The 24,181-nt window shown below is 61.8% G+C and carries 26 protein-coding genes; 3 read left to right on the top strand and 23 right to left on the bottom strand.

What is annotated here, in order from left to right; all coding sequences use genetic code 11:
- Positions 1-46: 46 nt before the first annotated feature.
- The 3 genes from J2Y83_RS17625 to J2Y83_RS17635 form a co-directional block, all read right to left on the bottom strand.
- Positions 47-325 (bottom strand): hypothetical protein, encoded by a 279-nt coding sequence (locus J2Y83_RS17625; protein ID WP_253397136.1) that lies wholly within the window; start codon positions 323-325, stop codon positions 47-49.
- A gap of 36 nt (positions 326-361) precedes the next feature.
- The gene (locus tag J2Y83_RS17630) at positions 362-676 is read right to left on the bottom strand and encodes a hypothetical protein (protein WP_253397138.1); all 315 of its coding nucleotides are present in this window, start codon (positions 674-676) and stop codon (positions 362-364) included.
- A gap of 116 nt (positions 677-792) precedes the next feature.
- Positions 793-1,281 (bottom strand): Hcp family type VI secretion system effector, encoded by a 489-nt coding sequence (locus tag J2Y83_RS17635; RefSeq protein ID WP_253397140.1) that lies wholly within the window; start codon positions 1,279-1,281, stop codon positions 793-795.
- A gap of 185 nt (positions 1,282-1,466) precedes the next feature.
- On the opposite strand from J2Y83_RS17635, the gene J2Y83_RS17640 reads away from it, so the two are divergent.
- Both J2Y83_RS17640 and J2Y83_RS17645 read left to right on the top strand, forming a co-directional pair.
- The gene (locus tag J2Y83_RS17640; protein ID WP_253397142.1) at positions 1,467-2,381 is read left to right on the top strand and encodes an NAD synthetase; all 915 of its coding nucleotides are present in this window, start codon (positions 1,467-1,469) and stop codon (positions 2,379-2,381) included.
- Complete coding sequence (locus J2Y83_RS17645; protein WP_253397144.1) at positions 2,378-2,863, top strand: hypothetical protein; 486 nt, start codon at positions 2,378-2,380, stop codon at positions 2,861-2,863. Before J2Y83_RS17640 ends, J2Y83_RS17645 begins: the two co-directional genes overlap by 4 nt.
- A gap of 95 nt (positions 2,864-2,958) precedes the next feature.
- On the opposite strand, the gene gspD is transcribed toward J2Y83_RS17645, so the two are convergent.
- From gspD to J2Y83_RS17720, 15 genes are all read right to left on the bottom strand, one after another.
- The gene (gene gspD, locus J2Y83_RS17650) at positions 2,959-5,085 is read right to left on the bottom strand and encodes a type II secretion system secretin GspD (RefSeq protein WP_253400411.1); all 2,127 of its coding nucleotides are present in this window, start codon (positions 5,083-5,085) and stop codon (positions 2,959-2,961) included.
- A gap of 5 nt (positions 5,086-5,090) precedes the next feature.
- Entirely contained in the window at positions 5,091-5,609 is a 519-nt protein-coding gene (locus J2Y83_RS17655; protein ID WP_253397146.1) for a general secretion pathway protein GspN, read from the bottom strand.
- Positions 5,606-6,205, bottom strand: coding sequence for a type II secretion system protein GspM (gene gspM / locus J2Y83_RS17660; protein WP_253397148.1), 600 nt, complete (start codon positions 6,203-6,205; stop codon positions 5,606-5,608). The genes J2Y83_RS17655 and gspM overlap by 4 nt, the downstream gene beginning before the upstream one ends.
- The gene (locus tag J2Y83_RS17665; protein WP_253397151.1) at positions 6,180-7,178 is read right to left on the bottom strand and encodes a type II secretion system protein GspL; all 999 of its coding nucleotides are present in this window, start codon (positions 7,176-7,178) and stop codon (positions 6,180-6,182) included. Before J2Y83_RS17665 ends, gspM begins: the two co-directional genes overlap by 26 nt.
- Positions 7,175-7,876, bottom strand: a complete 702-nt coding sequence (locus J2Y83_RS17670; protein WP_253397152.1) for a general secretion pathway protein GspK — start codon at positions 7,874-7,876, stop codon at positions 7,175-7,177. The genes J2Y83_RS17665 and J2Y83_RS17670 overlap by 4 nt, the downstream gene beginning before the upstream one ends.
- Positions 7,873-8,481 (bottom strand): prepilin-type N-terminal cleavage/methylation domain-containing protein, encoded by a 609-nt coding sequence (locus J2Y83_RS17675; RefSeq protein WP_253397153.1) that lies wholly within the window; start codon positions 8,479-8,481, stop codon positions 7,873-7,875. The genes J2Y83_RS17670 and J2Y83_RS17675 overlap by 4 nt, the downstream gene beginning before the upstream one ends.
- On the bottom strand, positions 8,478-8,810 hold the full coding sequence (locus J2Y83_RS17680) for a type II secretion system protein (protein WP_253397154.1): 333 nt from the start codon (positions 8,808-8,810) through the stop codon (positions 8,478-8,480). Before J2Y83_RS17680 ends, J2Y83_RS17675 begins: the two co-directional genes overlap by 4 nt.
- Entirely contained in the window at positions 8,807-9,232 is a 426-nt protein-coding gene (locus tag J2Y83_RS17685) for a prepilin-type N-terminal cleavage/methylation domain-containing protein (RefSeq protein WP_253397155.1), read from the bottom strand. The genes J2Y83_RS17680 and J2Y83_RS17685 overlap by 4 nt, the downstream gene beginning before the upstream one ends.
- 7 nt (positions 9,233-9,239) lie before the next feature.
- Positions 9,240-9,650 (bottom strand): type II secretion system major pseudopilin GspG, encoded by a 411-nt coding sequence (gspG, locus tag J2Y83_RS17690; RefSeq protein WP_253397156.1) that lies wholly within the window; start codon positions 9,648-9,650, stop codon positions 9,240-9,242.
- A 20-nt stretch (positions 9,651-9,670) separates the two neighbouring features.
- Positions 9,671-10,873, bottom strand: coding sequence for a type II secretion system inner membrane protein GspF (gspF, locus tag J2Y83_RS17695; RefSeq protein WP_253397157.1), 1,203 nt, complete (start codon positions 10,871-10,873; stop codon positions 9,671-9,673).
- The gene (gene gspE / locus J2Y83_RS17700) at positions 10,870-12,579 is read right to left on the bottom strand and encodes a type II secretion system ATPase GspE (protein ID WP_253397159.1); all 1,710 of its coding nucleotides are present in this window, start codon (positions 12,577-12,579) and stop codon (positions 10,870-10,872) included. Before gspE ends, gspF begins: the two co-directional genes overlap by 4 nt.
- Before the next feature lie 382 nt (positions 12,580-12,961).
- A complete protein-coding gene (locus J2Y83_RS17705) occupies positions 12,962-15,367 on the bottom strand; it encodes a TonB-dependent receptor (RefSeq protein ID WP_253397160.1) in 2,406 nt (801 codons plus the stop codon).
- 125 nt (positions 15,368-15,492) lie between these two features.
- Entirely contained in the window at positions 15,493-15,945 is a 453-nt protein-coding gene (locus J2Y83_RS17710) for a hypothetical protein (RefSeq protein ID WP_253397161.1), read from the bottom strand.
- A gap of 57 nt (positions 15,946-16,002) precedes the next feature.
- Complete coding sequence (locus J2Y83_RS17715; protein WP_253397162.1) at positions 16,003-17,286, bottom strand: HAMP domain-containing sensor histidine kinase; 1,284 nt, start codon at positions 17,284-17,286, stop codon at positions 16,003-16,005.
- A complete protein-coding gene (locus J2Y83_RS17720; RefSeq protein WP_247407170.1) occupies positions 17,283-17,966 on the bottom strand; it encodes a response regulator transcription factor in 684 nt (227 codons plus the stop codon). The genes J2Y83_RS17715 and J2Y83_RS17720 overlap by 4 nt, the downstream gene beginning before the upstream one ends.
- Positions 17,967-18,163: 197 nt before the next feature.
- Here J2Y83_RS17720 and bamA point away from each other — a divergent pair, with 197 nt between their 5' ends.
- A complete protein-coding gene (bamA, locus tag J2Y83_RS17725) occupies positions 18,164-20,530 on the top strand; it encodes an outer membrane protein assembly factor BamA (protein WP_253397163.1) in 2,367 nt (788 codons plus the stop codon).
- A gap of 212 nt (positions 20,531-20,742) precedes the next feature.
- Here the strand turns inward: bamA and J2Y83_RS17730 are convergent, their stop codons facing one another.
- Genes J2Y83_RS17730 through cydP form a run of 5 tightly spaced genes read right to left on the bottom strand, consistent with a single transcriptional unit; the run spans position 20,743 to position 24,045 of the window.
- Complete coding sequence (locus tag J2Y83_RS17730) at positions 20,743-21,030, bottom strand: cyd operon YbgE family protein (protein ID WP_253397164.1); 288 nt, start codon at positions 21,028-21,030, stop codon at positions 20,743-20,745.
- Positions 21,027-21,149, bottom strand: coding sequence for a cytochrome bd-I oxidase subunit CydX (gene cydX / locus J2Y83_RS17735; RefSeq protein WP_198865031.1), 123 nt, complete (start codon positions 21,147-21,149; stop codon positions 21,027-21,029). The genes J2Y83_RS17730 and cydX overlap by 4 nt, the downstream gene beginning before the upstream one ends.
- Positions 21,150-21,171: 22 nt before the next feature.
- Positions 21,172-22,308, bottom strand: a complete 1,137-nt coding sequence (gene cydB / locus J2Y83_RS17740) for a cytochrome d ubiquinol oxidase subunit II (RefSeq protein ID WP_253397165.1) — start codon at positions 22,306-22,308, stop codon at positions 21,172-21,174.
- Positions 22,301-23,872, bottom strand: coding sequence for a cytochrome ubiquinol oxidase subunit I (locus J2Y83_RS17745; protein ID WP_253397167.1), 1,572 nt, complete (start codon positions 23,870-23,872; stop codon positions 22,301-22,303). The genes cydB and J2Y83_RS17745 overlap by 8 nt, the downstream gene beginning before the upstream one ends.
- On the bottom strand, positions 23,869-24,045 hold the full coding sequence (gene cydP / locus J2Y83_RS17750; protein WP_253397168.1) for a cytochrome oxidase putative small subunit CydP: 177 nt from the start codon (positions 24,043-24,045) through the stop codon (positions 23,869-23,871). The genes J2Y83_RS17745 and cydP overlap by 4 nt, the downstream gene beginning before the upstream one ends.
- Between the last annotated feature and the right edge of the window lie 136 nt (positions 24,046-24,181).

The raw sequence follows: 24,181 nt of genomic DNA on the forward strand, positions 1-24,181 counted from the left end.
CGTAATCACCACCGTCGATGACGACGAAGACTGGCGTCAAAAAGCTTTAGGTGGATTTTTCGGTTTTATCTATTTCCCTGGAAATCCAAGCATTACCCAGGGTCACTGCAATTAAAAAAGTTTCAACAATTGCCAGCCAAATAAGGGTCGCCCAATACTGCTTTGGCTGTGCCACAAGCGTGTAAGTGATGGAAGGCCTCACGCGACTGTGAGACACCACCACACCGCGAATTAACCCATCAATTATTTGGTAGCCCAAAAGCCCCACAATCAAGGTCATAACCGCAGTCATGATCCAGAACGGCCGACTGTCTGAACGCTTCATGGTATTTCTCTTGAGATCCAACTATTCAGAAATAGCTTACGTAATCTGCTGATCACGAGGTAAAACAACATCCCCAGCTTGAGCTCGAGTTTCAATGATCTCGATCCAATCACGATATTTTGGAAATTCTATTTTTAGCCAGTCGCTGGGGACGAAGGGGTGATTGAGATACTCCGCCACAGGCTGATTTTCAGTGATTGCCAATACTACAACCAAGTATGTCGGGGTATCTTCGGCCATAGCAGCAGGCACGAACACGCGTCTTTCTTCATTTACTCCGAAGGACCGACGCCATTCGGGATAACGCTTTTTCTCAAGATTGGGAACAGAAAACCAATAAATATCGCTCATAAATTTCGTCTCGTAAGTTGATCGGCACAGTCAATGAAAAACAGCCGGTGGAGTTCGACCAGGAATTCTGGCGCCCGGATGCGCAAAGACACGCTATCCGGGCACAAGGGGAGGCTTCAGGCTTTGACGTTCTGCCGGATATTCCAGCCGAACTTCACTGGCCCGCCGTCCTTGGCGCCGTCGGCCTTCTGCGGCTGGTAGCTGACGTCGACGCTGGCGAAGTTCAAGGCGATGCTGTCGTAGAGCACCTCATCCTGACTTTCAGCACCGGTGCCGTAGGACACCACCATGACTTCCTTCAGGGTGATCACCAGATACTCCACCGGGCTGGAACCGCCCGCCTTGCGCACCACCAGTCGTGCTTCGGGATAATGCTTGCCGGTCGTGCAGGCCATCATCAGGTTGGGGCTGGATTTATCCAGCGGCTTTTTCAGGTTCAGGTTGGCAAAGTCGGCCTTGCCCGCACCGCCACCGGTGCCGGAATGCATCGACCCGGTCTGCGACAACCCCCACGCCCACTCGGTGACATCAATCTCATCCCGATGGGCCTGGTCCCGTGATTCACCCTTGATATCGCCCAGTTTCAAAAACATATCGACGGCCATGTGAGCGCCCTGTCCTGTTATGCGTCGGTAGTGACGTGGGGCGCACTGTTCCTGAATCAACACCCCGCTCACAAGACGTCAGGACGGAATTGAGAAGTGCCTTTCTTGAAAAAACGAAACTTCCGACATTCATCCGCGCGAAGCCATCTTTACTCTCTCGACTCCCACAAACCAGGAGTTAAGGAATGACGATCTCCCTGTTCAAGGATGGATTTCTCTCAGCCCATCTCAACACGCGCCAACGTCTCGAAGGCAGCCTCAACCTGCGGCGGTTGTTCTTCGCCATCGACGCCGACCCGGCGCTGATCGGCGCAGGGGTGGTGTACATCGACGAAGCGTTCAACGTGGTGACACTGCGTGAGTTCCAGGCGATTTGCAGTGTGCGGCCGATTACCGTGGTGCTGCGTGAAGCGCCCCGGTATGTGGGGCCGGTGGAATTCAAGCGGATGTTGGAACATGAGCCGCGAGAGTCGAGGTTGATGGCGGAGGCGATGAATATGGCGGTGACGTGTGCGGGGGCGCTGTTGAGTTGGCATGTTATATACAGCGGGATAGCCTTGATGCCCTTTATTGCTGGCGCAAGCGTTGTCATCTCTTTCATCGGCACAACCGCAGCAGTGGCGAGCTCGTTCCAGTGCGCAGCAGGAGTCTATCGAACCGTAAACGAAGTTTGGGACCCTCAGAGGAATGACCATCTGGACAGTAGCGCTTGGTACGAAGGAATGATGGCGGCTCTGGACGCTGTTTCCTTACTTGGGGTGGCCACTTCTGCCGTAACGACAGTGAAAGTTATCAACCTGTCCAAGCGAGCAACAGGCAAACCACTTCGAGAGGTACTTCGTGGGCTGAGCCGACAGGAGCGGGCAAAATTGACGGATGAACTGTTGAGAATCCAAGACCCACGACTGACACCGAAGCTCCTCAAGCTCAAACAGGCCGCAGGCAATGCCCCCAAACGCATTCCAGCGACACAGATAAAACCAATCACCGCCATCCATCGCAGGGATACTTTTGCAGCAGCGCTGGGTCTCACCAGCAGCGCGATGTCCGGAAATACGAAGACGCTGGCCATCGGTATTTACCAAGAGTTCAGCGAATGAAAAACCACAGAGAGCCCTTTTACATCGTAGATCCTCGCCCACTTTTGGCTCACTACAGGCTGGCGTTGTTTGGCGGAGTTTTAGCCCTGTGCTTTTCGATTGCCACTGCCAGCACGCTAATGAACCTTACTTACTTCTCTGACGCATCTGATGGGGTTAGCGATGGGGTATTTTTTCTCGGAGGCGGTATGGCATGCGTGGTATTTGGCGTCGCACAGAGCATTGTCCTCCACGGTTATCCTCAGTGGGTTTGGCTTCAGGTTGGCGTGTTCATGATTTATTTGCTGCTTGTAGTTCCGACAACCATTTATAGCCCAGATCACGCCCTATTTACCTTTGCCCTGCTGAGCCCGTTACTTGGACTGCTGTGCCTTAACAGCAAGCGCCAACGGGAAATGCGTCTAAAGATGGTAGAAATCCGCCACAAGCGCGAAGCCATCATCGCCACCCTGAAAAAACAAGGCCGCTGGAAATGGTGGTAACCCGCGCGGTTGCTGGCACAGTCGACATCCGATCACCGAGACCCGAACGCCACCCTATCGCGAGCAAGCCCGCACACGTTTTTTACCGCAGTCCTTTAGTTTGCCGGCTTCAGCAACTGCATCTGCTGACGATAATCATCCGTCACCTGCCGCGCCTGGCTGCTGCTGGTGATCACCCTCGGCGTAATCAGCACAATCAGCTCAGTGCGGTCCTTGGATTTGCTGGTGTTGCCGAACAGCCAGCGCAGGCCGGGGATTTTGCCCAGGTATGGCACGGCACTGACGCTTTCGGCGTTGTCTTGCTTGATCAACCCGCCGAGCAACACCGTCTGCCCGCTTTGCACCGCCACTTGAGTCGAGACCGAGCGCGTTGAGATACGCGGATTTACCGCCGTGTCACTGCTGCCGCTCTGGCTCTCGGCATCGCTGACCTGCTGCTGGATGTCCATGTACACCAGGCCGCCCGGGTTGATGCGCGGCACCACATCCAGAATCACCCCGGTCTGCACGTATTCGACGCTGCTCAGGGTGGTGTCGGCGTCGCCGGTATTCACCGTGGTCTGGCTGATGGGGATGTTGTCGCCGACCTGGATCTGCGCCGGCTGGTTGTTCATCACCACCAGCGACGGTGCCGACAGCACCTGCGTGCGGCCGTTGGTCTCCAGCGCGTGTAAGGCTACTTGCAAGTTGGAGCTGACGAAGGAATAGAACAACGAATCCGACGCCCCCAGCCCTGCCCCGCCACCGCCCAGCGCGCCCTGGCTGCCGGACTCGTTGGCGACGGTGGTGCTGGAGGAATTGCCCGCCAGGCGACCGAGGTACCACTGCACGCCAAGGTCCAGTTCACCGGTGAGTTTGACTTCGAGGATGCGCGTCTCGATCTGCACTTGCAGCGGCGGGTTGTCGAGGCGTTTGATCGCGGCTTCGATCTCTTTCCATTGCGCGGGGCGGGTGCGCACCAGCAGTTGGTTACTGCTTTTTTGCGCGGTGATGCGGGTGCCGGCTTCGAGGCTTTTATCCGCTGCGGGCTCGGGCGCTTCCGCGCTTTGCTCGGGTTCTTCAGCCGGCGGCGGAGTGTTCGGCTGGCCACCGGCATTGTTGTTGAGCGATGACAACGTAGTGGTGCGCAACCCTGGTGCGACCTTGGCCGGCGTATCGTCCTTGATCGCGCCGTTGCCGTAGATCTGCCGCAGGTATTTGGCCAGGTCCGAGGCCTTCATGTTGCGCACGTCGTACACGTACATCTGTGGCTCATTACCGCCGCCTTCGTCGATGGTGCGAATCCAGTCGCCCACCTCGCTGAGGTACTGCGGCTGGGAAGAAATCGCCACCACCGAATTGGTCCGCTCGATCGGCAGAAAGCGCAGCATGCCGGCCAGGGGCATGCCGCTGTCCGGGCCGAACATGGCTTGCAGCTCGGGCATCAGCTCGGCCACCGACGCGCGTTGCAAGCCGAATACGCCCACCGACATGCCCTTGAGCCAGTCCACATCGAAGGTGTCGATGGTGGCCTGGTAGTTGGCCAATTCTTCCGGTGTGCCGGCCAAACTCAGGACGTTGCGCGCCGGGTCCACCAGCAGAAAGGCGTTTTCCCGGGCGAACGGCTTGAGCAGTTTCTGCATCTCGGTGGCGGAGATATAACGCAACGGAAACAGCCGCGCCGACAGGCCGCTGGACGGTTGAGCCACGTTCATTTGCGGGACCAGCTTGCCCGCCACCGCCTGGTTGGCCGGCAGGATCACGTAGCGCTTGCCCTGCTTGATCATCGCGTTGTCGGTCCAGGACAGCAGAGTTTCGAGAATCGACAGCGCCTGCTGTTTGTCCACCGGTTTAGACGTGGAAAAGCTGACGCTGCCTTTCACCCCTTGGGCGATGCTGTAGTTCTCGTGCAGCAGGTCGCCCATCACGCTGTTGATCACCGCTTCGATAGGCTGGTCGGCGAAGTTGAATACAATATCGCCGCCGCCCTGCTCTTCGTCACGCGGGCTGGCGCTGGGTGGGCGCACGAATTGCTGGTTGCCACGTATCAACTGGCGTTGGGCCGGGGCCTTCGCTACGGGCCGCGGGCTGTCCACCGCTGGCGTCTCACTCGGCGGGCGTTGCGCGCCGGTGCCTTGCATGGCTTCGTGGAGTAAAGCGTCGTCTGCGTCGAGACGCTCGGGCAGCGAGCCACAGCCTCCCAGGGAGACGGCGGTAGCCAGGCAAAACAACGAGGTGCGCATATCGATCAAGGGAGGGGCTCGCGAGGCAGGGAAATCGGTGGCCGGGTCGACGGCGGCGGCAAACGCTTGGCGTACAGGCTCAAGGTTTGCGTGCGACCGTCCAGGGTAAAACGGGCGGATTGCGGCGTGAGGTGTTCCAGGCGCCAGCCGTTGGGCAGCACCTGGCCCAGACGCACCGTCAGCGGGCGGCCGTCGGTTTGCTTGAGCATCACCATTTGCAGGTTGCCGGTGATCAGGATGCCGCTGAGGGTCAGGTTGGCCAGGCTGCTGGCCTGGGTGTTGCCGACCGCACGATCGGGGCTGCGATCCGGGCTGAACAGCGGGGTTTGCCACGTGCCGGCGAGGCGGTCCAACGCCACGCTGGGCGCGACGTGCACCCGCGCAGAGGAATGCTCGCGCACGCCCGGTTCGGGCAGCCACTGCGGTTCGTCGCCGATGCTGCTCAGGATGACCGCCATCAACAGGCCCAATACCCCGACCAACCCGAGCAAGCCCCATTCCAAGGGGCGCAATACACCGATCATCGGGCCACCTGCGGTTGCAGGTAGCCGCGCACCAGCAACTGCACCACCAACTGCCCTGCCCCGCCACTGGCCGGCGCCTGTTTGCCACGGCGGATGCGCAGCTCATCGACGAACAGAAACGGCGGCGGGTATTCCAGCTCATGCAGGATCGCGGTCAAGGGTTCGATGGCGCAATTGAGGGTCAGGCTGACCTGCACCTGTCGATACGGTTCGCCGTCGTCCTGCTCCGGGGTGATCGGTTTGCGTTGGCTCAGGCTGCAGCCGCCACCGAGGGTGGCGTGGCGGTTGATCAAATCGGCGAGGCGTTGCATCAGGTCGGCGGCGACCGCATCCGGGTCATCCCCCGGCAGCAGGCTGGTTTGGCTGGCCGGGTCTTGGCGGGCCTGGTCCAGTTGCTCGCGCAGTGCATCGCCCTGGCGCAACACGCCGGCATAGCGTTGCTGCTGTTCGCGCAACTGCTCGGCCTGTTCGCCCATGGCACGCAAAGGCCCGGCAAACCAGCTGTCGATCAACAGCCAGTACGCCGCGCCGAGCACCACGGCCAGGATCAGCAAGGCCGTGCCACGGCGTTCACGGGGTGTGAGGGGTCGGCGCATCGGCGGCCTCCGGGCGAAGATGGGCACGCAAGGCAAACTGATCCTTGCCGCTGCGCACATCGGGTTGAATCACCCCTTCAAACTGCGCATTGTCCAGGCGGTGGCAGCCTTTGATCCGAGTGATCAGGGCGCTGGCCTTGGCGCTTTGGCCGGAGAAAGCAATCTCGCTGCCCTTGATGTCCAACTGGTCAAGCCAGGTGTCGGCGGGCAGGCACGTGGTGAGGTCGTCGAGCAGCGCCACCAGCGGTGGCTGGGCCAATTTGCGCCGGGTCAGGTACTGCGCCGCGCCGCGGGTGGTGAGCAGTTGCTGACGCAGCGCATGCACCTCGGCGACCTGGGCTTTTTGCTGCTGGACGCTTTCGTGCATGGCGTCGAGCACGCGCTGGCGGTCGTTGAGCCACAGCAGCATCGCCGCGATCAGCAACGCGCCGCACAGCCACGGCAAGCTGCGTTGCAAGCCCTTGCCTGCCGGGCGCGGACGCGGGCGCAAAGGCGCGGGCAGCAGGTCGATGCCCAGGTTGCCCACATCCACGCGATGAGGATGCAGACCGAGGGCGGCACAGTCGCTGAGGATCTGATCGAGGCGTTCGCGCAGGATCGCCACCAGCGTCACCTGCAGGTGGGTCGGCGTGCGCCGCTCCTGGCGTGCGACGAAGTACAACTGGTCGGCCTCGAACGGCGTGTAGCGATCCAGTTCATAGCCGACCACAGCGCTGAGGTTGCGGGCAGCGGCGGCGGGTAACTGCACGGTTTGCACCAGCACGGCGTCGGCCGCGAGCACCAGCACCTGGCGCGCGTTGCCCGGCGCCAGCTCAACCGGCTCGCGCAACGGCCAGTGATAGCGCAGCTCGGGCGGCTCGTGCAGCGCCAGCCATGCTGGCACGCACGCACGCAGCTCCGCGAGCCACAGGCGCCAACCTTGTTGCGCCAGGCTGCCACGCCAATACCGGGCGACGGGTTCCAGTCGATTCATTCTTGCCAACGCAACACCCGGTAGGGCTGTGCGCCGTCCTCCGTTGGGCTCAATAAAACCGTGACTTGCAAACGCGCTTCATAACCGCCGGGGCGCTGTGCGCGGCTGTCGACCACCAGCACCTCGCCGGGATCGGCGCCCTGCGCGTTCTGCTGCGGCAGGTTCAAGGCCTGGCGCATCAGGGCGCTGGCGAACGCCGGGTCGGGCCGATCGAGGTCGCTCCACAAAGTGATCTCGGGCAACAATTGGCTGTACAGCGCCTGGGTCATGCCCGGCAATTGGCGCACTTCTTCGAGCACGCGAAACGGCGCCAGGCCCTGGTTGCGTCGCGCCTTCAACGCCTTGGCCAGTTGCGTGGCCTGGGCCGGGGTGGCGCCGCAGGCCAGGGCCAGGTGCGTGAGGTCATCCGCCTCGGCGTTGATCAGGTACAGCTTGCCGCGCTCGCTGCGCAGGCTGACGTGCAACTGCGCGTCGTCGAAAGTCAGCGGCATTTCACGGCCATCGGCGATCCAACGTGGATCGGCCATCGCCAGGGCGACGCCGGCTTCAGCCGCCAGCACCGTCTGGGTGTGCTGGCGATGCCACAGTGCCTGGCGACTTTCCAGCTGCACCCAACCGGCCAAGCCACCCAGCAACACGCTGAGCAAGGCCAGCACCCAGAGCACCAGCAGCAGCGCCGCACCGCGTTGACGCATCATTCGCCCGTGGCTCCGCTGGACAGGTTCAAGCGCAACGCAATCACCTGGGTGACCCAGGGCACCGGCCCGTCGACACGCGCGGCAATCCGCACCGCAGACGGCAAGCGCCGGGGCCACGGCCACTGATCGATCCATCCGGTGGGTTGGCCCAGGGGCGATACACCGCGATAACTGAACTGCAGCGCCGCAAGGTTCGTCAGCAGCACCTGCGGCTCATCGCGAGAGGCAGTGGTCTGCGCCTCCAACCGCGAGAACGCCACCTGCAAACCCTCTGCGCCCCGTTGCAGGGTAAAACGCTGAATCCCGCCGCCGAGCACACCGGGCAACGTCGCGACAAACTGCAGTCGCTCGGACGTGCCCACGAAAAACCCATCGGCCTGGCTGTCGTCTTCCGTGACATCCAGCGGCAATGCTTCACTGATGGCGGTGCGTAAGAACTGCTGGGCGGCGCGCATTTCGTCCAGGCTGACGGTATAGCGCTGGGCCTTGGACACCGCGCGATTGGCACCGAGCAACGCGCCGCTCAACAGCACCAGCAGCACCGCGAGCAAGCTGAGCACCACGAGGATTTCCAGCAGGGTGAAACCCCGCTCGCGGCGCCTCACTGGCGCACCTTCAATGTGCTGAAACGGGCCTGGTGCGAGCCCTCGCTGACAATCAGGTCGAGGCGATACAGATGGGGTTGCTGGCGCACGCACGTCAGTTGCCAATGGATGCCGTCCAGCTCGCCCTGGCGGACCCCGTCGACCAGGTGCCCCGTCGTTTCCTGGTCCAGCACACTGAGGGCGGCATGGCTCAGGCGATCGCTGCGGGCCACTTGCGCCAACGAGCGCGCGCTCTGGCCGAAGGCGACCAGCAACACCGTGCTGCACACCGCCATCAACGTCAGGGCGGCGAGCATTTCCAGTAAGGTAAAACCGGCCTGACGCTTCATGGCAGCGCCTTGGACTGCACGCTGCCGGTCAGCCAGCCGATGTCGATGCGCCAACGCCGGCTGCCGTTGGCCAGCAGCAGATTGCCGCCGGTGGAACTGCCGTCGGGGTAGAACTCTACGGCGCTTGCGACCTGTTCGGCGGTGTGCAAGGTGACCTGCAGGCTCGGCGGCCAGGCGTGAGGGGCGCGGCCCGGCGCCTGGAAGGTCAGGCGCTGCAGATCGAATTCGGTCCTGGCCGCACGCCCGCTGACAATCGCCCCGGCCCGCGTGGTGCGCAGGGCGTCGACCATCTGCCCGACCACGCGCCGCTCGTTCGCCGCCTGCACAGCCTGGCGCGCACCGAGCCCCAACAACCCGACAGCGAGGCTGATCAACAGGATGACCACCAGCATCTCGAATAAGGTAAAGCCGCGTTGGGGCATGGGCGGGTTATTCCCAGTTGCCCAGGTCGGCGCTGTAGCCGTCGCCGCCCGGTTGGCCATCCTGGCCGTAGAAGATCAGGTCGAAGGCCCCGTGTTCGCCCGGGAAGCGATAGCCGAATGCATGGCCGAACGGGTCTTTCAGCTCCGACGGCTTGGCATACGGCCCGGCCCAGCTTGCCGCATTCCCGGGTTTGTCCACCAGTTGCTGCAGGCTGTTGGGCGGTGAACCGACATCGAGGGCGTAGCTGTCGATCTTCATGCTCAGGCTGGCCAGTTGCGCCTTGCCCGCGCCGTACTTGCCCTTGTCCACATTGCCGCCGACCTGGCGCACCACGATGGTCGCGACAATGCCCAGCAGCACGATCACCGCGAGCATTTCCAGCAGGGTGAAACCGCTTTGACGGCGTTGAGTTCTCATCGATCGGGTTCCTTGAAGGTTCATATATGGCTGGTCAGGCTCATCAGCGGCAGCATGATCGCGAGCATGATCACCGCCACCAGCACCGCCATGACCACGGTCAGGGACGGCACCAGGGCCGCGAGCAGGCGGTCGATACCGCGTTTGGCTTCGACGTCGAAGATGTCGGCGACCTTGAGCAGCATGCTGTCGAGTTCGCCGGCCTGTTCGCCGACGTCAATCATTTGCAGGGCCAGGTCGGGCAACAGCGGTTGCGTGCCGAACGCGCTGGCCAGGGTGCCGCCGCCTTTCACCGACTCGGCCGCATCGGCCACTTGGGCCTGCAATGCGCGGTTGGTGCAGACCTGCCGCGCGATGACCAACGCTTGCAGCAAGGCCACGCCATTGCTGAGCAAGGTGCCCAGGGTGCGGGTCAGGCGCGCCGCTTCAACCCGCTGCAACAACGGGCCGAGCACGCGCAGGCCGAGCAGGCGGCGGTCGTAGCGTTCGCGGCGCTGGGGATCGCGCAGGCGTGCCGCCAGGGTCCCCAGCGCGACGCTCGACCCGGCCAACACCAGCAGACCGTAGGCGCCGAGGAATTGGCCCAGGGCCAGAATCACTTCGGTGATCAGCGGAATCGGCACGCCGAGGTCCTGGAAGATCGGCACGAACTGCGGCACCACATACGCCAGCAGCAACGCCAGGGAACCGAGCACGCCGACCACCAGGAATGCCGGGTAGATCAGCGCATTGATGACCTCGCCGCGCAGCCGCTCGCTGCGTTCGAGGTAATCGCTGAGTTGGCGCAGGGTGCTTTCCAGCGCGCCACCGGCTTCACCGGCGCGCACCATGCTCAGGTACAACGGCGAGAAACTCGCGCCCTCGTCCTCCAGCGCGGCCGATAACGGTTTGCCGGCCTTGACCTGGTCGCGGATGCGTTCGATCAGCGCACGCACCTGGGGCTGGCCGGGTTGCTTGAGCAGCAGGCCCAGGGAGCGCTCCAACGGCTGACCGGCGCCCAACAGCGTCGCCAACTGCTGGGTGAAACTCACCAACGCGGCGCCCTTCAACGACCCGCGCACAAAGGCATGGCGCAGGCCCTGGCTACCGGCCGCGTCGATCTGCAACAGCAGCCAACCGCGCTTGTGCAAGATTGCGACGGCGGCGGCTTGATCCCTGGCTTGCAGCGTGCCGCGCTGGGTCACACCCTGGCTGTCCAGGGCGCGGAAGGTGAACAGACTCACGCGCCGTCCCCACGGGTAACGCGCAGCACTTCTTCCAGCGAGGTGACGCCCGCCACGGCCTGGCGCAGGCCTTCTTCATGCAAGGTGCGCAGGCCCGCGCGACGGGCGGCCTGCTCCAGCGTCGCGGCGTCGGCGTGGCGCATCAGCAGGCCACGCAGTTCGTCATTCATCACCAGCAATTCGGTGATGGCGCTGCGGCCGTGGTAACCGCCTTCGGCGCCGGGGCGGTAGAGCAGGATCGGGCGCTCATCGGTAAAACGCTCCAAGCCATGCTCCTCGATCAGCTCCGGCGGCGCTTCGAAGGCGACGCGGGTCGCCGGGTCCAGGCGTCGCACCAGGCGCTGCGCGAGGATGCCGGTGACGGTCGAGGCGATCAGGTAACTCTCCACGCCCATGTCCAGCAGGCGCGTGATGCTCGCGGCGGCGCTGTTGGTGTGCAGGGTGGAGAGCACGAGATGGCCGGTGAGCGACGATTGGATGGCGATGCGGCAGGTTTCCAGGTCGCGGATCTCGCCGATCATGATCACGTCCGGGTCCTGGCGCACGATGGAGCGCAGCGCCCCGGCGAAGTCCAGGCCGATGGCCGGTTTGACCTGGATCTGGTTGATGCCTTCGAGCTGATATTCCACCGGATCTTCGACGGTGATGATCTTGCGCTCGGCGCTGTTGAGCCGCGCCAGCGCGGTGTAGAGCGTGGTGGTCTTGCCGGAGCCGGTGGGCCCGGTGACCAGCAGGATGCCGTGGGGCCGTTCGAGCACGTCGAGGAAGGCGGCCAGGCGCTGGCCGTCGAAGCCCAGGCTGGGGAAGTCGAACTGCACGGTTTGCCGGTCGAGCAGGCGCATCACCACCGACTCGCCAAAACTGGTGGGCACCGTGGACACCCGCAAGTCCAGCTCCTTGCCCTGGATGCGCAACATGATCCGCCCGTCTTGGGGCAGGCGCCGTTCGGCGATGTCCAGGCGCGCCATGATCTTCACCCGCGAGATCACCGCCGCCGACGAACTGGCCGGCGGCGCTTCGGCGTCGTGCAGCACGCCGTCGACGCGGTAGCGCACCTTGAGCTGGTTTTCGAAGGGTTCGATATGGATGTCCGATGCACGCTGCTCCACCGCCCGCTGCAGGATCAGGTTGACCAGGCGAATCACCGGTGCTTCGGAGGCCATGTCCTTGAGGTGTTCGATATCTTCCAGTGCGCCGCCCTGCTCATCGAGGTTCTCGATCAGGGTGCCCATGGCGGAACGGCCCTGGCCGTAATAGCGCTCGATCAACGTATCGACTTCGTTGCGCGGGCCGATGGCCAGCCATATCGGCACATCGCAGGCGTAGGCCAGGGCCTGAAAGGGATAGTGCTGCGCCGGGTTGGCCGCGAGGACGCGCAGCCCGCCTTGGGTCCACCCCATCGGCACCACTTGGTAATGGCGCATAAAGCGCTCGGTGAGCGTGGGCAACGGGTCGAGCAGCGGCGGCGCGGCATCGGCCAGCAACAGCGGCGCACCGAGCAACGCCGCCCAGGCGCGGGCCAGTTCGATTTCGGACACCAGCCCCAGGCGCGTGAGCAACCCCAACAGGTCGCTGGCGTCGGTGGACAAGCGCCGGGCGCGCTCCAGATCAACGGTTTTCAGCCCGGCGTGCTGCATCAGCCACGCGCACACGGTGTCGGTGTGCGGTATCTGCGTATGGCAGGCATCGATGGGCATGGACGACATAGTGGGGTGTCTAGTTGCGAGAAAGTATGGCTATTTGGAACTACTGGATATACAAAGAAAATGCCATTAGTTCGCCACGCCGCAGTCGGAGTTAACTGGGTTAATCGACTGAAAGTTCCAACGCTAGTTCCTGAAGCGGGGAAACAAACTGAAAAGAATAGGCTTCGGCCATCTTGAAATGGCCTTACAAACCTTGATTTAAAGCCTCAGCGCCAAAAAGACCGAATTTAGCTAATTGCAATTAGCCACTTCTCTAATTAGCGCCAGGCGCCGAAGTTTTCCCTCGGCGGGCATCACGCTCAAACTTTCAAATAGCCTTTGTGATTTTCACCGCCGCTGGCACCTGCGAACCGCGTGAGAGCAAACAAAGGCGATCTGCCGATCAGAAGTCGACGGTCGCCGACAACAGGTAAGTACGCGGCGTCGACAAGGTCAATCCCGGCTCACTGTCGTCCGACGCGCCCGCCGAACTCCAATAGCGTTTATCGGCGACGTTCTCCACATTCGCGCGCAGGGTGATGTGTTTGTCATCGACCTTGAACGCATACCGCGCGCCCACGTCGATGCGGTTCCAGGCCTCGATTTCCTTGACGTTCGACTGGTCCAGGTACTGCGAACTGGAGTGGATGCCGCGACTGGTCAAGGTCAGGCCTTCGAGGCTCGGCACGTCCCATTCCGCGCCGAGGTTGACGTTGTACTTGGGCGTGGCCGGGGCCCGGTTGCCGTCGTAGGTGCCGTTGGTGGTGTGGGTCAGTTCGCTGTCGATGTACATCACCCCGCCAAGCAAACGCACGCCCTTGAGCGGCTCGCCGAATACGCTCAGTTCCACCCCTTCGTTCTGGCGCTTGCCGTTGGGGCCGAACACTTTCGAGGTGGCGTTGGTTTCATAGGCCGGTTGCTTGATGCGGAACACCGCCGCAGTCACCGCGAAAGCACCGGCGTCGTATTTGGCGCCCACTTCCACCTGGCGGCTGATGAACGGCGGGAAGATTTGATTTTCGTTCTTCGAGGTCGACGGCGCGACCTTGCCCTGGCTCAGGCCTTCCATGTAGTTGGCATACAGCGACAGCGTGTCGGTAGCCTTGAACAGGATGCCGCCGGACGGCGAGATTTTTTCTTCGTCGTAGCCGGTGCGGCCTTTGACGTTGTTGGTCCAGTCATCCACCTTCACGCGTTGCCAGCGTGCGCCGAGAGTCAGCAACAGGCGGTCGTCGAAGAAGCCCAGGGTGTCGGACAACGCCACGCCGCTGAATTTATTCTCGGTGTACACCTTCGCATCCTGGCGGGTGGCGGTGGACGGCGTCGGCGTTTGTACCGGGTCGTAGAGATTGCTCGACGGCGACGCATACCGTGCGCCGCCGTTGGTGAAGTCCATGTAGAAGTAGCTGGCAGCCAGGTTGACCTCGTGACTCACCGGCCCGGTATGGAACCCGTTGCGCACGCCCGCCGTGGCGGTGCGCACATTTTCATCGCGGGTGAAGTCACGGGGCTGCACGCTGAAATCCCCTGCGCTGTTGCTGACGGAAACGGCGTGGCGCAGGAAGTCGTGGTTACTTTTGCGCGCGCCTACGCCGCCGTACAGCATCACGTTATCGCTGAGGTCGAACTCGGCATTGACCGTGCCAAACGTGTCGTTGGTGCTGGCCTTGCTCCACGACTGCGCGTAATTGCGGCGCACATCGTTGGCGCTGGGCACCGGGGCAGCGGCGGCCACCTGCACACGCTCCTGGGGCGCATCGGTGTCGCGCTCGGTGTGGCCGATATCGGTGGAAAGGCGCAGGCGCTCGCCGCGAAAATCCAGGCCCAGTACGGCCATCTCACGATCGACGCTCTGATGGTCCCATTCGGTATCGCCGGACTGCTTCACGCCGTTGAAGCGCAGGCCGAACTTGTTGTCCTCGCCAAAGCGCCGGCCCACATCCACCGCGCCGCCGGCCTGGCTGCCGGAGGCCCAGGTGCCGGTGAACGAGGTGATGTCCTTGTCGGTGGCGCGCTTGGGCACCACGTTGATCCCGCCGCCCACACTGCCGCGCGGCGAGATGCCGTTGATCAATTGGCTGGGGCCTTTGACGACGTCGACGCGGTCGGCCATTTCCATGTCGATGGTGTACGTCGGCAACACGCCGTACAGGCCGTTGTAGGCCACATCACTGTTGAACAGGCTGAACCCGCGAATGGTGAACTGCTCATAACGCCCACCGGCCGGGTTGGTGGCGCGCACCGACGGGTCGCTGGCGATCAGGTCGCCGAGGGTGCGCGCCTGTTGGTTCTTCACCGCCTCCTGGGTGTAGGTGGTCATGCTGAACGGCGTGTCCATGAAGTCCCGCGAGCCCAGCAGGCCTTGCGAACCACGCCGCGCCACTTGCCCACCGGCGTAGGTATCGCCGTCGTCCAGACTGCTGGTGCCGAGGATGGAGGTCGGCGCCAGTTGCAGGCTGCTGCCATCGGGCACCGGCACCAGCATGTAGGCCTGCTCCCCCATCGGTTGCAGTTGCAGGCCAGAGCCTTGCAGCAGGCGTGCAAAGCCTTCTTCCACGGCGTACTCGCCGGACAAGCCAGCGCTGCTGCGGCCACTGACGAGCGCCGGGTCCACCGACAGGTTGACCCCCGACAGCCCGGCGAAACGCGTCAGCGCCGCACTCAGGCTACCGGCTGGCACCTGGTAGCTGCGCCGGCTGACGGTGTCTTCGGCATAGCTGACGGGCACGAACAACGGGCTGGCGCTGAGGCTCAGCAGCAGGCTCAGGTTGAGCAACGGGCGCAAGCGCAAGGAGGGGACTGCGGACATGGGAAGAAGCTCTCGATTTTGTTCACTTACCTGGAATGACAGGCGAGGTGAAAAAAAGGGACAGGCTTCGACGAATACTTTTCAGAAAAAGTTCAAGCGCTCCTTAAGCAGCATTCATGGCGTGTTTACGCACTCTGACCGGATGCGTCGGCCGAATAGATGACCGTTTGCGCACTGCCCGGCGCAACGGTTGGCCGGGTGAAGTAGGTGTCGCCTTCGTCGGTGAGGATCTCGTAGTCGGCTTTGCGCGTGGCGCTGGCGTGCTTGATGATTTTCAGCACGCGCTGGAATTTCACGCTTTGCGTACCGTTCTGGTTGGGCCCGGTCAGCACGTTGACGCTTTGAAACCAACCCGCGTGCTGCTTGTTGCCCACCAGCGCGCTGGTCATCGCCTCGAACCGCTCCAGTCGGGTGAAGCCCCACAGCGTCTGTTCCTCGACCGTGGCGTCCGGCGTGGCGGCGCCGGTGAACACGAAGAGATTGATCGCCGGGCTGTCTTCGCAAAAGAAGTCGTAAGGCACCAGGCCGTCGACCATTTTCCTGCCGGGCACAAAGCCCTTTTTATGCACCTGAAACATCGCCACCTCCGCTCAATCAATGGCGACCAGTCTAATGAGCGGCGACGTACAGGGCGGTCAAGCCAATGTAATGTCGTGTAAAGATCGTGCGCTGTGCAGGTTGATTTCCACGGTCAGCCCGCCCGCCGCTTCGTTGCGGGCCGCGATGGTGCCGCCGTGCATCTGCACCGCCCGTGCGGCGATGGCCAAGCCCAGGCCGAAACCGACGCGGGCATCCCCCGCGCCCCGCTCGAACGGCTGGAAGATGCTGTGCAATCGGTCATTGGCAACGCCCGGCCCGTGGTCGGTGATGCGCACCGTGAGACGGTTCGCGTCGCGGCTGATATGCGCCGAAACCCGCACCGTGGTGTCCGGTCGGGTGTAGCGCACGGCGTTGCGGATCACATTCTCGAAGCAGCGGTACAGCAACTCACCGCTGACACACGCGATAAACGGCGGGCAGGCCTGCAGGTGCACGCGACAGCCTTTGATCCCGGCCTCGAACTGCGCGTCTTCGACGATCATCGCCAGCAACTCAGTGATGTCCACGGGCTCACGCTCGATGCTTTCGGGCCGGCCTTGCAGGCGTGCCAGGGTCAGCAGCGCTTCGATCAGGGTGTCCATGCGTTCGGATTCATGCTCGATGCGTTCGAGCATTTCCAGGCGCGCGGCATCCTGGCGCAACAGGCCGATAGCCGCTTGCATGCGTGTCAGCGGTGAGCGCAGTTCATGGGAGATGTCGTGCAGCAAATGCTGCTGGGCTTGCACCAGCACCTTGAGCTGGTTGGCCATGCGGTCGCAGTCTTCGGCCAGGTCGACGATTTCATCACGGCGCTTGCCCATCGAGGGCTTGACCCGGGTTTCGAAGCGTCCCTGGGCCACATCGCTCATCGCCCGACGTAAGTACGCCAATGGCCAGGCCAGGTAGTACGCCATGTAACCGCTGAACAGCGCACTCATCAACGTGCCGATGATCAGCGGGATTTGGTGCCACGGCCTGCCGCCGTCAATACCGGGGAAGTGGGTCGAGCGCAGCGAAAGCGCCAGGCCTTCCTTGCTGATGACCGCGTGTTCATAGGCCGGCCGCGTAACGGGGGCACCAACCAGCAACTGGCCGGCGCTGTCATAGACACCGATGGCTTGGTCCGACGGATGCTCCCATACCGCCAGAAGCTGGCCGGCCGCTTCGACACCAAATTGTTGTAGCAGCTTCTGTTCACTCGCGAGGATGGCTTCAACATGCGGGTCGCCTGGGCGGAAGCGGCCCAACTCAAGCACGCCGACCCCGACCAGAAACGTCAAGGTGGTCGCCAGCCAGAAAGCCAGGAACAGTTTCCAGAACAGCAGGCTGGGCTTGATCATTCGGCAATCAACAGGTAGCCGAGACCGCGCACGCTCTGGATCCAGGCCTTGGCATCCGGGCGCGGCCCGAGCTTTTGCCGGATGCTGCTGATGTGAACGTCGATGCGCCGGTCATAGCGGGTCAGCGGACAGCCCAGGGCGTTGAGCGACAGGTCCCTTTTGCTCACCACTTGGCCGGCGCTGCGGGCCAGTTCTTCGAGCAGGCTGAACTCGGTGCTGGTCACACCCAGCTCGGCACCGTTCCACAGAGCCTGGCGCTTGCCTGGCCACAACACCAGCGAGCCGGTCTTGATCACCTCGGTGGTCGGCTGGCCCACCGCCTGCACCCTGCGCATGATGGCGCGCAGGCGTGCCACCAATTCACCTGGGGAACTGGGCTTGGGCACATAGTCGTCGGCACCGAGTTCCAGGCCGGTGATGCGATCGATGTTGTCGCCACGGGCGGTGAGCAATACCACCGGTACTTGGCTGACGGCACGGATACGCCGGAGTACCTCGATACCCGAGCGCTGGGGCAGCATGACGTCCAGCACCACAATGCTATGGCGCCCCGACAGCGCCTCGACCTCACCCTCCTCACCTGTATGCACGGCCGTGACCTCGAAGCCTTCACACGCCAGGTACTGGCTCAGCATTTCAGTCAATTCCTGATCGTCGTCGACTAGCAGTACGGAGATCATTGCGGGCTCGTCAGTGGAGTGGGGGCGCATTATCAGCCTTGCAGCAGGGATTCGGGCCAACCTTTACCTAACTTGACATTCAGTTAACCGCACCAAACGCGATGCGCTCTTATGCTGGGGGTTCACCAGTCTGGCCGCGTGGCGATTTATCCAAGCGAGCCGGCGCTGCTTGTCGATGTATTCTGGAAAAGATCTTGATGAATTTTTCGCGCCTGCTCTGCTCGGTTGCGCTGCTGCTCAACACCTCACTGGCACTCGCCCAAGGCTTCAAAATCTCCGATATTCGAATCAATGGCCTGCAACGGGTCTCGGCGGGCAGCGTATTCGGCGCATTGCCGCTGAACGTCGGCGACGAAGCGGATGACCGGCGTTTGGTGGATTCCACTCGCGCGTTGTTCAAGACCGGGTTCTTCCAGGACATCCAGTTGAGTCGCGAAGGCGACGTGCTGATTATCAATGTAGTCGAGCGCCCTTCGGTTGCCAGTATCGAGTTCGAGGGCAACAAGGCGATCTCCACCGAAGACTTGATGAAAGGCATGAAGCAATCGGGCCTTGCCGAAGGCGAGATATTCCAGCGGGCCACCCTGGAAGGCGTGCGCAACGAGTTGCAGCGCCAGTACGTCGCCCAGGGCCGTTACTCGGCGTCGGTCGACACCGAGGTCGTGGCTCAGCCGCGCAATCGGGTCGGCCTGAAAATCAAGATCGATGAAGGCCAAGTGGCGTCGATCCAGCACATCAACGTGGTGGGCAATACGGTGTTCCCCGACGACACGTTGGGCGACCAATTTACGCTCAAGACCAGTAACTTGCTGTCATTTTTCAAGAACGACGATAAATACGCGCGGGAGAAACTCTCCGGCGACCTCGAACGGCTGCGCTCCTATTACCTGGACCGTGGCTACATCAACATGGATATCACCTCGACCCAGGTCTCCATGACCCCGGACAAGAAGCACGTCTACATCACCGTGAACATCCAGGAAGGCCAGAAATACACGGTGCGCGAGGTCAAGTTGAGTGGTGAGCTGAAAGTCCCGCAAGACCAGGTCCAGTCATTATTACTGGTGCAAAAGGGCCAGGTGTTTTCACACAAGTTGATGACGACCACCTCGGAACTGATCACCCGCCGCCTGGGCAACGAAGGCTATACGTTCGCCAACGTCAACGGTACGCCTCAGGTACATGAAGAAGACCACACGGTGGACATCACCTTCAGCGTCGACCCCGGCAAGCGGGCTTACGTCAATCGCATCAACTTCCGGGGCAATACCAAGACCGACGACAAGGTGCTGCGTCGCGAAATGCGCCAGATGGAAGGCGGCTGGGCGTCGACCTACCTGATCGACCAATCCAAGGTGCGCCTGGAGCGCCTGGGGTTCTTCAAGGAGGTGAACGTCGAGACGCCAGCCGTGGCCGGGCTGGATGACCAGTTGGATGTGAACTACGCCGTGGAGGAACAAGCCTCCGGCTCGATCACGGCCAGCGTCGGCTTCGCCCAGAGCTCGGGCCTGATCCTCGGCGGGTCGATTACCCAGAACAACTTTCTCGGCACAGGTAATTACGCCAGCCTGGGGCTGACCCGTTCGTCCTACCAGAGCAAGTACAACATCGGTTTCACCGACCCCTACTTCACCACCGATGGGGTCAGCCTGGGTTACAACGCGTTCTACAGTAAGACCGACTACAACAAGTACTACGATGACGGGGTGTCTTATTACGCCATCAACAGTTTTGGCCTCGGCGCCAGCCTCGGTTACCCGATCAATGAGACCTCCCGTCTGACTTTCGGCCTGACGGCACAGCACGACAACATCGAGCCGGGCACCTACAGCGCCGACGAGATCTACGACTTCATCGAGCGCGAAGGCAAGCAGTTCACCAACTTCAAGGCCAGCGCAGGCTGGTCGGAATCGACCCTGAACAAAGGCGTACTGGCGACGCGCGGGCATTCGCAAAACCTCAACCTGATGGTGACGGTACCCGGCAGTGACCTGAGCTTCTACAAAATCGACTACACGGGGCAAACCTTCCTGCCGATCAGCAATGCCACGGCCCTGCGCTTGCACACCAAGCTCGGTTACGGCAACGGCTATGGTTCCACGGACGGGTTGCCCTTCTATGAAAGCTATACGGCGGGCGGCGAAGGCTCGGTGCGCGGGTTTAAAAGCGGTACCCTCGGTCCACGCAGCACGCCGGCGACCGGGGCTTATGCCAGTGAGGGTCAGGCGTACTATTCGGACCGGGACACGGACGCGCTGGGCGGCAATATCCTGATTACCGGTGGCGCGGAGTACTTGTTCCCGGTGCCGTTCATCAAGGACAACAAATCCGTGCGCACCTCGGTGTTCTGGGATATGGGCACGGTGTATTCGGACAAGTGCTACCTGAGCACCACCCTAGGTTGCGACGGTGTGGACCTGAGCCAGATGGCCAGTTCGGTAGGGGTGGGTGTGACGTGGTACAGCCCGCTGGGGCCGCTGAGTTTCAACCTGGCTTATCCGATTCGCACACCCGATAACGCGGAAAAGCAAATATTCCAGTTTTCCATGGGGCAGACGTTCTGATTGTTTCAGCGCGCTAAGGCGCTTAGCTCCGCGCCTAAACCGAGAAAAACCCAAGACAGGACATTCATCTGCAGCCACTTCCCCTCGGAAAACTCACACCGAATCTGACGATTCAAGAATTCCGGCGAGGGTCATTCGTGCGTAAGCCGAGTATGGATTGACGATCCCGCCGCCCCGCAGAGACGCCAGCGTGGCGCCGGGATCGTCCGCTCTCAGTGCAGGAACTTCAACCAGCCAGCCAGTGCCAGCGCGCCAAAGCAGGTCCAGCCCGAGAACAGCCAGCGCCACGCGCGCGTGCGCGGCACGAAGCCGACACCGCGCACAAACGCCACACTCATCGCCACGAACAAGGCCGTTGCCAGCCCGTGATCGGCTTTCCCGTCCGGGGACGCCATCAGCGGCGGATAGAGCGTACACACGAGCATGATCGCAATCGCAATAAACAGGCTCAGCGGGTGAAGGCGTGAGGGTGCCGGGGCGTCGGCGACACGCGGCATCATGGCCGCGGCTCCTCACGGTCGCTCAGGGCGCGACCGGCTTCGGTCTCGCCCCACATCGCATTCAATATCGCCAGCAGCAGCGCAAAACCGACTCCCAGCATCCAGGCGAAATACCACATAGTCTTTACTCCTCTGATGGCGTTAGTAGGCCGAATGTTCGTTGGCGTTGATATGCGCCACGGTGACCTTGCCGCGCATGACGCGATAGGCCCACGAGGTGTAGATCACGATCAATGGCATGAAGATCAACGTGGCCCAGAACATGATCGCCAGGCTCAGATGACTGGACACGCTGTCCCACACGGTCAGGCTCGCCGCAGCCACGGTTGACGACGGCATGACGAACGGGAACATGGACACACCGGCAGTGCTGATCACACCGACCACCGCGAGCGACGAGGCGACAAACGCGGCCAGCGTGCGGCGCATCAGCATCAACAATGCGGCACCGGCGGCGCCCGCCAGGCCCAGTGCAGGCAGCAGCCACAACACAGGATAATGACCATAGTTGGCCATCCAGGCGCCGGCTTCGCGTACCACGGTTTTGTTGAGAATATCCGGCAGCCCGGCGGTATCCACCACCGAGGTAATGCGATAGCCGTCGATCCATTGCAACCACACGCCGGCAATGACGAATGTGCACATCAGCACCAGCGCCGCGCCAACCCCGCCCTTGATCGCACGGGCCTGGATCACGCCTTCAGTGCGGTGCGCCAGATAGGTACCGCCTTGCAGGGTGATCATTGCACTGCTCACCACACCGGTCAGCAACGCGAAGGGGTTCAGCAGTTGCCAGAAACTCCCGGTGTACGTCGAAACCAACATGTTATTGAAGTGGAACGGTACGCCTTGCAACAGGTTGCCGAACGCGATGCCGAACACCAGCGGCGGCACGGCCCCGCCGACAAACAGCCCCCAGTCCCAGGTGCTGCGCCATTTGGCGTTGTGAATCTTGCTGCGATAGTCAAACCCCACCGGGCGGAAGAACAGCGCCCACAGGACCAGAATCATCGCCCAGTAAAACCCGCTGAACGCGGTGGCATACACCACCGGCCACGCGGCGAACAGCGCGCCGCCCGCGGTGATGAACCACACCTGGTTGCCGTCCCAGTGCGGCCCTACGGTGTTGATCGCGACGCGGCGTTCCACGTCCGAGCGGCCGACGAAGGGCAGCAAGGTGCCGACGCCCATGTCGTGGCCGTCCATGATGGCGAAGCCGATCAGCAGTACGCCGACCAGTGCCCACCAGATAATTTTCAGGGTGAAGTAATCAAGCATGATGGAGTTCCTTCATGTTGGCATCGTAAGCATAACGACCGGTTCCGAGGCTGCCCGGCCCTTGGCGGGCGAACTTGACCATCAGGAACATTTCAACCACCAGCAGCACGGTGTAGAAAGCGACGAAGCCTGCCAGCGAGCCATAGAGGTTATTGACGCTAAGGGTGGAGACACTCATGTGAGTGGGCAGCACGCCGTAGATGGTCCAGGGTTGACGACCATATTCAGCGACGAACCAGCCCAGCTCACAGGCCAGCCAAGGCGCAGGCAGCATGCACAGGGCCCAACGCAGCAGCCAGCGGCGGCGTGTGCAGGCCGACTGCAAGGTGCTCCAGAAGGCCAGCCCGAACAGCAGGAGCATGGCGAAACCCAGCGCGACCATGACGCGGAACGCCCAGAACATCGGGGTCACGTGCGGTACGGTGTCGTTCATCGCCTTGTCGATGATCTCCGGCGTGGCTTGGTTCACATCTTCAACGTACTTTTTCAGCAGCAGGCCAAAGCCGAGGTCCGCTTTGTACTCTTCGAAGGTATCGAACGCCGCCTTATCGGTGCGATCGGCCCGCAGGGCTTCAAGCGCATTGACGGCGGTAATGCCACGCAGGATGCGCGCGCGGTTCTTCGCTTTGATGTCGTGAATGCCAGGAATCTGCTTGCTGATCGAGCGTGTGCCGATCAAGCCCATCACCCAGGGCACATCGACTTCCCAGTTATTCCTGGACTCGGCTTCGTTGATGCTGGCCAGCAAGGTCAGGCCCGCCGGCGCGGGTTTGGTTTCCCACATGGCTTCCATGGCCGCCAGCTTGGTTTGCTGCGCCTCACCCACGGTGTAACCCGATTCATCCCCCAGCACGATCACGCTCAGCACCGAGGCCAGACCGAACGCCGCCGCCACCCGGAAGCTGCGTTTGGCGAACTCGACATCACGGTTCTTGAGCAAGTACCAGCTGGAAATCGACAACACGAACATCGAACCGGTGACATAACCGGCCGACACCGTGTGCACAAACTTGGCCTGGGCGACCGGGTTGAACACCACCGCCCAGAAATCGACCATCTCCATGCGCATGGTGATGTAGCTGAATTCCGAGCCCACCGGGTTCTGCATCCAGCCATTGGCGATCAGAATCCACAGCGCCGACAGGTTGGTACCGACGGCCATCAGCAGCGTGACCAGCAAGTGGTGTTCTTTCTTCAGGCGATCCCAGCCAAAGAAGAACAGACCGATCATGGTCGATTCGAGGAAGAACGCCATCAAGCCCTCGATGGCCAGCGGCGCACCGAAGATGTCGCCCACGTAGTGCGAGTAGTACGCCCAGTTGGTGCCGAACTGGAATTCCAGGGTGATACCGGTTGTCACCCCCAGGGCGAAGTTAATGCCGAATAACTTGCCCCAGAAGCGCGTCATGTCCTTCCAGATGACATTCCCGGTCATCACATAGACGCTTTCCATGATGACGAGCAGCCACACCATGCCAACCGTCAGCGGTACGAATAGAAAGTGGTAAAGCGCAGTAGCTGCGAACTGCAGCCGTGACAAATCCACCAGTTGTTCTGATATCACTTGCTTGCCCCTTGAGTCGAGGTGGGTACACCGAAACGGTTGCCGACAATGTTCGGGTCGACACTGACGTGCGAATCCCGGATGAACAGCCACCACAGCACGCTCAACAGCAGGAGCTTGATCAGCACCGCTGTAATCAGATGGCGTAGTAGGCGTTTGTCGGAAATGGTCATGCCTATGCAGTAAGCACAGGACATGCCAAAGGCAGAATTTCTATTTTTATCGTTTAAAAACAGTAATTTATAGATTTTTAGCGGCGAGTTTGACGCACCACCGCAGATCAATCCGCTGCCAATCTGCCAGCATGGC

Source organism: Pseudomonas marginalis, from assembly GCF_024169655.1.
GTDB lineage: Bacteria > Pseudomonadota > Gammaproteobacteria > Pseudomonadales > Pseudomonadaceae > Aquipseudomonas > Aquipseudomonas paraveronii.

Excerpts from the sequence above, each read along its gene's own strand:
- bamA (WP_253397163.1), top strand. The coding sequence starts at position 18,164 with ATGAATTTTTCGCGCCTGCTCTGCTCGGTTGCGCTGCTGCTCAACACC.
- J2Y83_RS17635 (WP_253397140.1), bottom strand. The coding sequence starts at position 1,281 with ATGGCCGTCGATATGTTTTTGAAACTGGGCGATATCAAGGGTGAATCA.
- J2Y83_RS17665 (WP_253397151.1), bottom strand. The coding sequence starts at position 7,178 with ATGAATCGACTGGAACCCGTCGCCCGGTATTGGCGTGGCAGCCTGGCG.
- J2Y83_RS17630 (WP_253397138.1), bottom strand. The coding sequence starts at position 676 with ATGAGCGATATTTATTGGTTTTCTGTTCCCAATCTTGAGAAAAAGCGT.
- J2Y83_RS17715 (WP_253397162.1), bottom strand. The coding sequence starts at position 17,286 with ATGATCAAGCCCAGCCTGCTGTTCTGGAAACTGTTCCTGGCTTTCTGG.
- gspG (WP_253397156.1), bottom strand. The coding sequence starts at position 9,650 with ATGAGAACTCAACGCCGTCAAAGCGGTTTCACCCTGCTGGAAATGCTC.
- gspM (WP_253397148.1), bottom strand. The coding sequence starts at position 6,205 with ATGCGCCGACCCCTCACACCCCGTGAACGCCGTGGCACGGCCTTGCTG.
- J2Y83_RS17705 (WP_253397160.1), bottom strand. The coding sequence starts at position 15,367 with ATGTCCGCAGTCCCCTCCTTGCGCTTGCGCCCGTTGCTCAACCTGAGC.
- J2Y83_RS17720 (WP_247407170.1), bottom strand. The coding sequence starts at position 17,966 with ATGATCTCCGTACTGCTAGTCGACGACGATCAGGAATTGACTGAAATG.
- gspE (WP_253397159.1), bottom strand. The coding sequence starts at position 12,579 with ATGTCGTCCATGCCCATCGATGCCTGCCATACGCAGATACCGCACACC.
- gspD (WP_253400411.1), bottom strand. The coding sequence starts at position 5,085 with ATGCGCACCTCGTTGTTTTGCCTGGCTACCGCCGTCTCCCTGGGAGGC.
- J2Y83_RS17670 (WP_253397152.1), bottom strand. The coding sequence starts at position 7,876 with ATGATGCGTCAACGCGGTGCGGCGCTGCTGCTGGTGCTCTGGGTGCTG.
- J2Y83_RS17640 (WP_253397142.1), top strand. The coding sequence starts at position 1,467 with ATGACGATCTCCCTGTTCAAGGATGGATTTCTCTCAGCCCATCTCAAC.
- J2Y83_RS17680 (WP_253397154.1), bottom strand. The coding sequence starts at position 8,810 with ATGAAGCGTCAGGCCGGTTTTACCTTACTGGAAATGCTCGCCGCCCTG.
- J2Y83_RS17625 (WP_253397136.1), bottom strand. The coding sequence starts at position 325 with ATGAAGCGTTCAGACAGTCGGCCGTTCTGGATCATGACTGCGGTTATG.
- J2Y83_RS17730 (WP_253397164.1), bottom strand. The coding sequence starts at position 21,030 with ATGATGCCGCGTGTCGCCGACGCCCCGGCACCCTCACGCCTTCACCCG.
- J2Y83_RS17710 (WP_253397161.1), bottom strand. The coding sequence starts at position 15,945 with ATGTTTCAGGTGCATAAAAAGGGCTTTGTGCCCGGCAGGAAAATGGTC.
- J2Y83_RS17685 (WP_253397155.1), bottom strand. The coding sequence starts at position 9,232 with ATGCCCCAACGCGGCTTTACCTTATTCGAGATGCTGGTGGTCATCCTG.
- cydB (WP_253397165.1), bottom strand. The coding sequence starts at position 22,308 with ATGCTTGATTACTTCACCCTGAAAATTATCTGGTGGGCACTGGTCGGC.
- J2Y83_RS17655 (WP_253397146.1), bottom strand. The coding sequence starts at position 5,609 with ATGATCGGTGTATTGCGCCCCTTGGAATGGGGCTTGCTCGGGTTGGTC.
- cydP (WP_253397168.1), bottom strand. The coding sequence starts at position 24,045 with ATGACCATTTCCGACAAACGCCTACTACGCCATCTGATTACAGCGGTG.
- cydX (WP_198865031.1), bottom strand. The coding sequence starts at position 21,149 with ATGTGGTATTTCGCCTGGATGCTGGGAGTCGGTTTTGCGCTGCTGCTG.
- J2Y83_RS17645 (WP_253397144.1), top strand. The coding sequence starts at position 2,378 with ATGAAAAACCACAGAGAGCCCTTTTACATCGTAGATCCTCGCCCACTT.